General features: G+C 74.2%; 9 protein-coding genes. 6 read left to right on the top strand and 3 right to left on the bottom strand.

Going from position 1 to position 10,496, the window contains the following annotated elements; translation table 11 throughout:
• Positions 1-59: 59 nt before the first annotated feature.
• Positions 60-752, bottom strand: coding sequence for an ABC transporter ATP-binding protein (locus tag ABT106_RS28495; protein ID WP_351282951.1), 693 nt, complete (start codon positions 750-752; stop codon positions 60-62).
• On the bottom strand, positions 749-1,834 hold the full coding sequence (locus ABT106_RS28490) for an ABC transporter permease (RefSeq protein WP_351282948.1): 1,086 nt from the start codon (positions 1,832-1,834) through the stop codon (positions 749-751). The genes ABT106_RS28495 and ABT106_RS28490 overlap by 4 nt, the downstream gene beginning before the upstream one ends.
• 134 nt (positions 1,835-1,968) lie before the next feature.
• On the opposite strand from ABT106_RS28490, the gene ABT106_RS28485 reads away from it, so the two are divergent.
• The 3 genes from ABT106_RS28485 (at position 1,969) to ABT106_RS28475 (ending at position 4,420) form a co-directional block, all read left to right on the top strand.
• A complete protein-coding gene (locus tag ABT106_RS28485) occupies positions 1,969-3,186 on the top strand; it encodes a sensor histidine kinase (protein WP_351282946.1) in 1,218 nt (405 codons plus the stop codon).
• Complete coding sequence (locus tag ABT106_RS28480) at positions 3,183-3,812, top strand: response regulator (protein ID WP_351282943.1); 630 nt, start codon at positions 3,183-3,185, stop codon at positions 3,810-3,812. Before ABT106_RS28485 ends, ABT106_RS28480 begins: the two co-directional genes overlap by 4 nt.
• A gap of 137 nt (positions 3,813-3,949) precedes the next feature.
• Positions 3,950-4,420, top strand: a complete 471-nt coding sequence (locus tag ABT106_RS28475) for a hypothetical protein (RefSeq protein WP_351282941.1) — start codon at positions 3,950-3,952, stop codon at positions 4,418-4,420.
• Between the two features lie 18 nt (positions 4,421-4,438).
• On the opposite strand, the gene yczR is transcribed toward ABT106_RS28475, so the two are convergent.
• A complete protein-coding gene (gene yczR, locus ABT106_RS28470) occupies positions 4,439-5,926 on the bottom strand; it encodes a MocR-like transcription factor YczR (protein WP_351282938.1) in 1,488 nt (495 codons plus the stop codon).
• A gap of 288 nt (positions 5,927-6,214) precedes the next feature.
• On the opposite strand from yczR, the gene ABT106_RS28465 reads away from it, so the two are divergent.
• The 3 genes from ABT106_RS28465 (at position 6,215) to ABT106_RS28455 (ending at position 10,284) form a co-directional block, all read left to right on the top strand.
• The gene (locus ABT106_RS28465) at positions 6,215-6,910 is read left to right on the top strand and encodes a nucleotidyltransferase family protein (protein WP_351282936.1); all 696 of its coding nucleotides are present in this window, start codon (positions 6,215-6,217) and stop codon (positions 6,908-6,910) included.
• A 252-nt stretch (positions 6,911-7,162) separates the two neighbouring features.
• On the top strand, positions 7,163-8,782 hold the full coding sequence (aceB, locus tag ABT106_RS28460; RefSeq protein WP_351282934.1) for a malate synthase A: 1,620 nt from the start codon (positions 7,163-7,165) through the stop codon (positions 8,780-8,782).
• A gap of 311 nt (positions 8,783-9,093) precedes the next feature.
• A complete protein-coding gene (locus ABT106_RS28455; protein ID WP_502979507.1) occupies positions 9,094-10,284 on the top strand; it encodes a GDSL-type esterase/lipase family protein in 1,191 nt (396 codons plus the stop codon).
• Positions 10,285-10,496: the final 212 nt, after the last annotated feature.

Below are 10,496 nucleotides of genomic sequence, written 5' to 3'. Positions count from 1 at the left end.
AAGGGGCCGGGGCCTTCGCGTACGCCCCCCGTCGCGGCGCGGGGCGCCCGTACGGCGTCTCAGCGGGCCGCGGCCGGCTCCGGGCTCTGGGCGAGACGGCCGTCGGCCATCGTGGCCGTACGGTCCATCCGGTCCAGGTGGGCGTGGTCGTGGGTGACCAGCACGGTCGCGGTGGAGCGCTCCCGGGTGAGGTTCACCAGCAGGTCGAGCACGGCCGCGCCGCGCTCGTGGTCCAGGGCACTGGTCGGCTCGTCGACCAGCAGCACCGAGGGCTCGTTCATCAGGGCGCGGGCGATGTTGACGCGCTGGCGCTGGCCTCCGGAGAGCTGGTGGGGCCGCTTGCCGGCCTTGTCGGCCAGGCCCACCGCGTCGAGCAGCTCCAGGGCCCGGCGGCGCAGCCGGGCGGCGGGCCGGCCCGAGAGGTGGGCCATCACCTGGAGCTGCTCGGCGGCGGTGAGCGAGGCCAGCAGGTTGGGCTGCTGGAAGACGATGCCGATCTCCTCGCGGCGCAGCGCGGACTTCTCGGCGGCGCTCAGCCGGGCGGTGTCGCGGCCCGCGACGACCACCCGCCCCGTCTCCGGGGTGACCAGCGTGGCGGCGACGGCCAGCAGGCTGGACTTGCCGGAGCCGGACGGGCCGATGACGGCCGTCAGCGTGCCGGCGGGCACGTCCAGGGTGACCGCGTCCAGGGCGGTGAGCCGCCCGTCGCCGTCGGGGTAGGTGAGCGTGACGTCGTGGACGAGCAGGGTCATCGGACGCTCCCGAGGGCGGTCAGCGGGTCTACGGCGGTGATCCGCCGGACGGACAGGGCGGCGCCGAGCGCGCCGAGCGCGATCATGATCGCGGCGGGGACCAGCACGGTGGCCGCGTCGAGGACGAAGGGCACGTCGCCGCCGCTGATCAGCGCGCCCAGTCCGGCGGCGAGCGCCGTCCCGAGCCCCGTCCCGACGGCGAGCATGACCACGGCCTGGCCGAGGGCGTCCTTGAGCAGGTACGGGGTGGAGGCACCGAGTGCCTTCAGGACGGCGATGTCGCCGCTGCGCTGGATCGTCCAGACCGTGAAGAACGCGCCTATGACGAGGGCGGAGATGGCGAAGAGGAAGCCGCGCATCAGCTGGAGCGAGCCGTTCTCCGAGCTGTAGGAGCCGATGGCGCCCAGCGCGTCGCCGACGCCCAGGGTCCGGGTTCCGGCCGCCCCGTCGGCGGCGGCGGTGACCGCGCCGGGCGCGTCCAGGGCGATGACGGTGGCGAGGGTGTCGAGGGAGGTTCCGGGGTTGCCGACGCGCTGCCAGTCGTTGAGGTCCATCCACACGACCGGGGTGTGGCTGAAGGCCGCGGTGCCGGACACGGCCGCGACGGTCAGTTCGAGCTGGCCGATCCTGAGCTTCCCCCCGGCGGCGAGCCCGCCGAGCTCCCTGGCGGCCTTCTGCGTCAGCACCACCTGCCCCTGGGTGAGGCCGGAGCCCCGGGGTGCGACCCGGCCGCCCGGCTCGACGCCGAAGACGGAGACGGCGGCGGTGCGCTCACCCGAGACGGCGTTGGTGGTGCGGATGCCGACGGGCTCGGCCGACTTCACCCCGGGGCGCGCGCGCCAGGCCAGCCAGGCCCGCTCCGGTATCTGGGAGTTGGTGAACGAGACCTTCTGGCCGCCGGGGGGCGCGGCGAAGGACAGGTGGGTGGCGGGCAGGCCCGTGACGGCCGAGATGTTCTCCCGGGCCAGTCCGGAGGTGAGCCCGGACAGCAGGCCGACCAGCAGCGTGATCAGCAGGACCACCGAGCCCATGAGGGCGAACCGGCCCTTGGCGAACCGTAGATCTCTCCATGCGACGAACATGTCCCCCACCTTGGTGTTCCGCGTGGGCACAAGGCATCGCGCCACAGTAGTGATCCTCGTATCGAAGGGACCGCCGAGACATCAATCTTTCGGTTGACCGGGGCCAGCGGCCGCCCGCTTACGCTGGTCGGGCCATGCCTGCTCCCCCATCCCGCTCCCTGACCCCCGTCTCCCGCGTCCTGCGGCTGTGCCTGCACGCCCTGCTCCTCGGGCTGCTCGCGCTGGCCGCCGGCCGCGCCCTCGCCGACGCCGCGCCCCGGGCCGGGTGGGTGCTCGCCGGGTGCGCGCTGCTCGCCGCCGTGTACGCGGCCGGCGTACGGGCCCCCGTCGTGCACCGCTCGCCCCGCGCCGGGGCGCTCTGGCTGGCCGGGCTGGTCGCGGCCTGGGCGGCGCTGCTCGTGGTCTCCCCCGACGGCCTGTGGATCGCCTTCCCGCTGTACTTCCTGGAGCTGCACCTGCTGCGGCTGCGCTGGGGCGTGGCGGCGGTCGCGGCGACGGCCTGCGCCGCGATCGGCGGGTTCCTCGCGCACAGCGACGCCGCCACCCCGGGGGCGTTCCTCGGACCGCTGCTGGGCGGGGCGGTGGCGGTGGCGACCGTACTGGGCTACCAGGCGCTGTACCGCGAGAGCGAGCGGCGGCGCGAGCTGATCGAGGAGCTCATCACCACCCGGGCCGAACTGGCCGCGGCCGAGCGGGGCGCCGGGATCCTGGCCGAGCGGGAGCGCCTGGCGCGGGAGATCCACGACACCCTGGCCCAGGGGCTGTCCTCGATCCAGCTGCTGCTGCGGGCGGCCGAGCGGGCCCTCGCGGAGGGCCGGACCGGGGCGGCCGGCGACGCCGCGCACGCGGCGGCGCTGGCCCACATCGCCCGGGCCCGTGAGGCGGCCCAGGAGAACCTGGCGGAGGCACGCAGCTTCGTACGGGCCCTCACCCCGCCGGACCTGGAGAACGGCTCCCTCGCGGCCGCCCTGGAGCGGCTGTGCGCGGGGGTTCCGGGCCCGCGGGTGCGGTTCTCCCTCAGCGGCGCCCCGCGCGTGCTGCCGACCCCGTACGAGGTCGCCCTGCTGCGGATCGCCCAGTCGGCGCTGGCCAACGTCGTGCGGCACGCGCGGGCGGGCCGCGCCGAGATCACCCTGACCTTCATGGACACCTCGGTCACCCTGGACGTCGTGGACGACGGGCGGGGCTTCGAGCCCTCCTCGGCCGCGGCCTGCGGCGACGGCGGCTTCGGGCTGCCGGCGATGCGCTCGCGGGCCGAGACGCTGGGCGGGCTGTTCACCGTGGAGTCCGACCCGGGCCAGGGCACCGCCGTGGCCGTCACCCTGCCCCTGGCCGCCGAGGTCCTGCGATGACGATCCGGCTGCTGCTGGCCGACGACCACCCGGTGGTGCGGGCCGGGCTGCGCGCGGTCCTGGACACCGAGCCCGGTTTCGCCGTGGTCGCCGAGGCCGCGACCGCCGAACGGGCGGTGGAGCTGGCGGCGTCCACCCCGGTCGACGTGGTCCTGATGGACCTCCAGTTCGGTCCCGGCATGCACGGCTCCGCGGCCACCGCCCTGATCACGGCCCGGCCGGGGGCGCCCCGGGTGCTGGTCCTGACCACGTACGACACGGACGCCGACATCCTGGCGGCGGTGGAGGCCGGGGCCTCGGGCTACCTGCTCAAGGACGCACCGCCGGAAGAGCTGGCGGCCGCCGTACGGACGGCCGCCGCGGGCCAGTCGGCGCTGGCCCCCGCGGTGGCCCTGCGCCTGATGGACCGGATGCGGACCCCGGCGGAGGCCCTGACGAAGCGGGAGCTGGAAGTGCTCCAGCTCGTCGCGGACGGCCTGTCGAACCAGCAGATCTCCAAGAAGCTCTTCCTCAGCCAGGCCACCGTCAAGTCCCACCTGGTCCACATCTACGCCAAGCTCGGCGTGGACTCCCGCACCTCGGCGGTGGCGGCGGCGGGCACCCGCAGGCTGATCCGCACCCCGTAGGCCGGTGTGCCCGTGCTCCGCGGGTCCGCGCCCGCGGGGGGCCAGCACCAGGGCGCAGACACCGGGCCGCAGGCGGGTGCGGGGCGGCGCGCGCCGGGAGCATCGGGGGCGAAGTCCCTACGGAAAGCGAGCCCGCCATGTCCGCCCCGCACAGACCCCTCACCCGCGCCGCCGCCACCGGCGCACCGCCCCCGCCCGCCGAGGTCCGTACCGCCTGGGCCCTGTGGCTCACGGCCGTCGCGGCCGGCGCCTTCGAGACCGCCCTCATGATCGCCCGGGCTCCGGGCGACGCGGCCGGCGCCGGCCTGGCCGTGCGCCTCACCGTGTTCACCGTGGCCGTCCTGACCGCCTTCCGGATGCGTTCGGGAGCCCGCTGGGCCCGGATCGCCCTGGCCGTCGGCCTCGGGGTCCTCGGCACCGCCTCGCTGGTCGTCGAACCGCTCGGGTACCTCCTGGACGGCGGATCGCTCCCGGCGGCCCTGGCGGGGGCGGACGCGCTCGGCCTCGTCTTCGGCGCGAGCCGGACGGTCCACCTGGCCGCCGTCCTGACGGCGGTGGCCCTGATGTTCCGTCCGGCGGCGAACGCGTATTTCCGCGGGCGGCCGTAGAGGGGGCGCTGCGGGCGTTCACGCCACCCAGTGCGGGCGGTCCACCGCCGAGGGGAGCGGGATTCCGTCGTGGAAGGCGCTCGCGAGGCGGCGTACGCCCTCGTCCAGGCGGTCGGCGGGGAGCGTGTACGGGATGCGCAGCCGGTGCTCGAAGGTGCCCGGGTCCACGCCGAAGCGGGCGCCCCGACCGATGTGGACCCCGGCGGCGGCGGCCCGCTCGGAGAGGGCGGAGCTGACCGGTTCGCCGAGGTCGACCCAGAGCGAGAGCCCGCCCGGCTGCGGCTGCCAGGACCACTCCGGGGTGTGCCGCTGGAGCGAGCCGGCCAGTGCCTCGCGCTGGATCCGCAGCTGCGCCAGGCGGGCGGGCAGGGACCGTTCCAGGCCGTCGATCAGCGGGAGCGCGAGAAGCTGGTCGAGGACCGAGCAGGTCATGTCGGCCGCGACCTTGACGGCGGTCAGCTCGGTGACCATCTTCGCGGTGGCCCGGATCCAGCCGGCCCGCAGCCCGCCCCAGTGCGTCTTGCTGAGCGAGCCGATGGTGATCACGTGGTCGGCGCCGCCGCGCGGGGCGAGCGAGGCGAACGGCGGGGGCGCGGGAACGTCCAGGGCGATGTCGGCGATGGTCTCGTCCACCACCAGCCAGGTCCCGGTGGCCCGGGTGGCCGCGAGCAGCCGCAGCCGCTGCTCCGGGGGCATCAGGGCGCCCGTCGGGTTCTGGAAGTCGGGGATCGTGTAGGCCAGCCGGGGCACGGTCTGGCGCAGGGTGGACTCGGCGATCTCCATGTCCCAGCCCGCGTCCGAGACGGCGATGGAGCCGGTGCGCAGGCGCGCGTGACGCAGGGCGTCGAGAGCGTTGGCGTACGTGGGACTCTCGGTCAGGACCCGGTCCCCGGGCCGGCAGAGCAGGCTGACGACCAGCGAGAGGGCCTGCTGCGCCCCGGCGGTGACCAGGATCTGCTCCGGCCGGGTGGGCAGTCCGCGCCGGGTGAACCGCTCGGCGACCGCTGCCCGCAGGTCGGGCAGGCCGAACGGGTGGTAGCCGGGGGTGCGGGCCAGGGCCGGGAGCCGGGGTGCGGCCCGGGCCAGCGCGTCGGTGAGGGCGTCCTCCGGGGCGCCCATGGCGGCGATGCCCAGGTCGATCCCGGGGTCCTCGCCGGCGTCGTGGACGCCCGCTCCCAGGAGGGCGTGGGCGCCGACCGGGGCGTGGCCCTCGGGTAGCTCGGTCCAGGTGCCGGAGCCGCGCCGGCTGCGGACGTAGCCGCTCTCGCGCAGGAGGTCGTATGCGCCGGTGACGGTGGCCCGGCTGGCGCCGACCGCCTCGGCCAGCTCGCGTTCGGCGGGGAGCCGTACGTGCAGGGCGACGCGGCCGTCGAGGACGAGGGTGCGCAGGGCGTCGGCGAGGGCCCGGTAGCCGGGGCGGGCCAGGACCTCGGCCGGCAGCAGGGCCGCCAGCTGGCGGCTGCCGATGGTTCTGTCCGCGGTGTGGACCACTCGGCCGTATCCCATGCCAACCTCCCCCGATTGGCTCTGCCGGCCAGGCCAATCCAGGACCAGACTCGCCTCATTGGTCCCCGATTGGCAAGGAGAAACCGAAATGCTGACCGACCGTGACGAGCGCGCCCTGCTGGCCGCCGGAGAGAACCGGATCTCCGAGCCGCTGCGTGTGGGGGCCGCACTGGCCGCCGTACGCCGCGCCCTGGCCGGGCCGGGGGCGCGGGCGTTCACGGGGCGCGGTGGGGGTGGTGGGCCAGGTGGGCGGCGGGGGGCTCCGGCCCAGGAGCGAGAATCGGTGCCATGTCGTCCCACACCTCACCCCACGCCCGGCCCGGCCCCGGCCGTGGCGCCGGGGCCTGCCCCGGCTCCCGCTCCGAGCCCGGCCCCGGCCCTGGCTCCGGCCCCGGCTCACCGGTGATCGCGGGCCTGCTGCTCGCGGCCGGCGGCGGCCGCCGGCTCGGCGGCCGGCCCAAGGCCCTGCTCCCCCACCTCGGCCGCCCGCTGGTCGAAAACGCCGTACGGGTGCTGCGCGAGGCGGGCTGCGGGCCGGTGCACGTGGTGCTCGGCGCCTCGGCGGCCGAGGTCCGCGAGCGGGCGGACCTGACCGGCTGCGTGCTCGTGGACAACCCGGACTGGGAGCGGGGCATGGGCTCCTCGCTCCGCGTCGGGCTCGCCTCCCTGGCCGGTACGGGGGCCGCCGCCGCCCTGGTCTCCCTGGTGGACCAGCCCGGCATCGGGCCCGCGGCCGTGGCCCGGGTGCTCGCCGCGTACCGCTCCCCCGCGAGCCTGGCGGCGGCGGCGTACGACGGCGAGCGCGGCCACCCCGTGCTGTTCGGCGCGGACCGCTGGGCGGACATCGCGGCGACGGCGACGGGCGACAAGGGCGCGCGGGTGCATCTGGCGGAACACGCCGACGATCTCGTCCTGGTGGAGTGCGCGGACATCGCGGAGCCCTTCGACATCGACACGCCCCCCGACCTGGCACGTCTCCTCTGAGCAGGGTGTGACGGCGATGGCACTGAGGGCCACCGAGAAGCGGAATCTGTCGACTCAGAGAATCTCGACATCAACAAACCATTGAACTTCCACCATGAGGAAATTACTATCCACTGGTCAGAAGCGCCCTGAACCCACATACGGCGCCCGCGACCGTACTCCGGAACTCTCCACACCCGACGGCACTGCGTGCCGTCTCGCGCGAGCATTCCCCCGCGGCCGCCAGGCACCGCCGCTGAAGGAGTGACAGATATGTCCGCACCAGCGCCGTCTCCGCTGGCCATCGTCGACGCCGAGCCCCTGCCCCGGCAGGACGAGGTCCTCACCGGCGCGGCCCTCGCCTTCGTGGCCGAGCTCCACCGGCGGTTCGCCCCCCGCCGCGCCGAGCTCCTCGCCCTCCGCGGCGAGCGCCGTGCCGAGATCGCCCGTACGTCCACCCTCGACTTCCTCGCCGACACCGCACAGGTCCGCGAGGGGGACTGGAAGGTGGCGCCGGCCCCGGCCGCGCTGAACGACCGCCGTGTGGAGATCACCGGCCCGACGGACCGCAAGATGACCATCAACGCCCTGAACTCGGGCGCCAGGGTCTGGCTCGCCGACTTCGAGGACGCCTCCGCCCCGACCTGGGAGAACGTCGTCCTCGGCCAGCTCAACCTGATCGACGCCTACGAGCGCCGCATCGACTTCACCGACCCGCGCACCGGCAAGGCGTACGCCCTGAAGGCCGCCGACCAGCTCGCGACCGTGGTGATGCGGCCGCGCGGATGGCACCTCCAGGAGCGCCACCTGCGGTTCGAGGGCGCGGCCGCGTCGGGCTCGCTCGTCGACTTCGGCCTGTATTTCTTCCACAACGCGCAGCGGCTGATCGACCTCGGCAAGGGCCCGTACTTCTACCTGCCGAAGACGGAGTCCCACCTGGAGGCGCGCCTCTGGAACGAGATCTTCGTCTTCGCGCAGGACTACGTGGGCATCCCCCAGGGCACCGTCCGCGCCACCGTCCTCATCGAGACGATCACCGCCGCGTACGAGATGGAGGAGATCCTCTACGAGCTGCGCGACCATGCGGCCGGCCTGAACGCGGGCCGCTGGGACTACCTCTTCTCCATCGTGAAGAACTTCCGTGACGGCGGGGAGAAGTTCGTCCTGCCGGACCGCAACGCGGTGACGATGACCGCCCCGTTCATGCGGGCGTACACCGAACTGCTCGTGCGCACCTGCCACAAGCGCGGCGCCCACGCCATCGGCGGCATGGCGGCCTTCATCCCGTCCCGCAAGGACGCCGAGGCCAACAAGCTCGCGTTCGACAAGGTCAAGGCCGACAAGGACCGCGAGGCGGGCGACGGCTTCGACGGCTCCTGGGTCGCCCACCCCGACCTGGTCCCGATCGCCATGGCCTCCTTCGACGCGGTGCTCGGCGACAAGCCGAACCAGAAGGACCGCCTGCGCGAGGACGTCTCGGTCGCCCCGGGCGAGCTGATCGCGATCGACTCCCTGGACGCCCGGCCCACGTACGACGGCCTGCGCAACGCCGTCCAGGTCGGCATCCGCTACATCGAGGCCTGGCTGCGCGGCCTGGGCGCCGTCGGCATCTTCGGCCTGATGGAGGACGCCGCCACCGCGGAGATCTCCCGCTCGCAGATCTGGCAGTGGATCAACGCCGGGGTCGTCTTCGAGAACGGCAAGACCGCCACGGCGGAGCTGACCCGGGAGATCGCGACCGCCGAACTGGCCGCCATCCGCGCCGAGGTCGGCGAGGAGGCTTTCACCACGGGCAAGTGGCAGCAGGCCCACGACCTCCTCCTCCAGGTCTCCCTGGACGCGGACTACGCGGACTTCCTCACCCTCCCCGCCTACGACCAGCTGGTCGGCTGAGCAACCGGTTTCGGCTGAACGCACAGCGGCCGAACCCGGTCGGCTCCGCCCCCGTCGCCTCACGGCACGGGGGCGGAGCCGTTTCCATGCCCGCGGCCGGTCCGAACGGCCATCCGGCCGGTCCCGAGCGGCCGGGCCGGTCCCGAACGACCGGTCGGTCGTTACCTCATCGTAATCTGCGGCTACCTAGCGGTAACAAGGCGCGGCGTGTCACCTTTCCGGTTGCCACCGGCCGGCGGTTTCCCCCACTTCCCCAGCCATGCACCGGAGTTGTTCCCGGCTCCGCCATGGCCGACCGCAGGAGTTCCGCAGTGATCGGATTCCGCAACGTCAGCAAGGACCGGGCCGGCAGTCGGGTGCGACGACTCGCCGGGGCCGGGATGGTCCTGCCGCTCGCCGTCGGCGCCCTGATGGCCGGCGGGGCCGGCCCCTCGGCCGCCAGCCCCGGAAACGGGCCCACCGCCGTGGTGTCCATGGGCGACAGCTACATCTCCGGTGAGGCGGGCCGCTGGAAGGGCAACAGCCTCACCAACAGCGGCAACAGGACCGGGACGGACCGGGCCTGGACCGGCGGCAGCGCGTACGACCCGGGCAAGGTGTACGGAACCACGGCGGGCGGCTGCCACCGGTCCGACTCGGCCGAGGTGCGAAGCGCCGGACCGATCGCCGACGTCGCCGTCAACCTGGCCTGCTCCGGGGCCACTTCGCAGAACGTGTTCCGCGCCTCCCACGGGGGTGTGGCCTTCAAGGGCGAGGCTCCGCAGGCCGACCAGCTGGCCGCCGTGGCCGCGGGCAACGACGTCAGGATCATCGCCCTGTCCATCGGCGGCAACGACCTGGGCTTCGCCGAGATCATCAAGAACTGCGCCTACGACTTCATCATCTGGAACTCCTACTGCCATGACGACCAGCAGTACGCGGTGGACCAGAAGATCGACCAGGTCATGGCGAACGTCGGCAAGTCCGTCGACGAGGTGCGGGCCGTGATGCGGGCGGCCGGATACGCCGACACCTCGTACCGCATCGTCCTGCAGTCCTACCCGTCGCCCATCCCGCGCGGCGCCGAGAACCGGTACACGCAGAGCGACTGGAGCCGGCTGAACACCGGCGGCTGCCCGTTCTGGAACCGGGACTCCGACTGGGCGCGGGACTCGCTCGTGCCGCAGATCGCGAACCGCGTCAAGGCGGTGGCCGCGGCGAAGGGCGTGCAGTTCCTCGACCTGCGGGACATGCTCCAGGGGCGCGAGGTGTGCGCCAAGGCCAGCAGGCTCGTGACGACGGCCGCCCCGGCCTCGGCGAAGACCAGCGAATGGGCGCGGTGGATCGACAGCAGTGAGACGCAGGGGCCGGTCCAGGAGTCGATGCACCCGAACCACTTCGGGCAGCTCGCCGCGGGACGCTGTCTGGCCCTCGTCGTCGCCCAGCCGGCCTCCGGCGGGTTCGGCTGCAAGAACACCGCCGGGGCGGACCAGACGGGCATGCGCCTCGTCCCGGCCCCGTAGACCGTCCGGAGGATCCCGGCGTCCCCGCGGCGCCGGAAGTCCGGGTGCGCGGGGGTGCGGGAGGTGTCGGCCGGGGCCCGGCCCGCCATCCGCGGCGGCTCCCCCGGCTCCCGGGCCCGGCCCCGTGCCGGAGGATAAACACGCTCAGCTAGGGTCAACCCACATCAGAAAAGCGAGTGGCCCGGCAGGTGGTTGCACACCTAAACCGGGCC

The sequence above is a fragment of the Streptomyces sp. NPDC002044 genome, from assembly GCF_040296725.1.
Taxonomy (GTDB): Bacteria; Actinomycetota; Actinomycetes; order Streptomycetales; family Streptomycetaceae; genus Streptomyces; species Streptomyces antarcticus.
The sequence above is the reverse complement of the archived record's forward strand: the minus strand, read 5'-3'. Positions and strand labels throughout refer to the sequence as shown.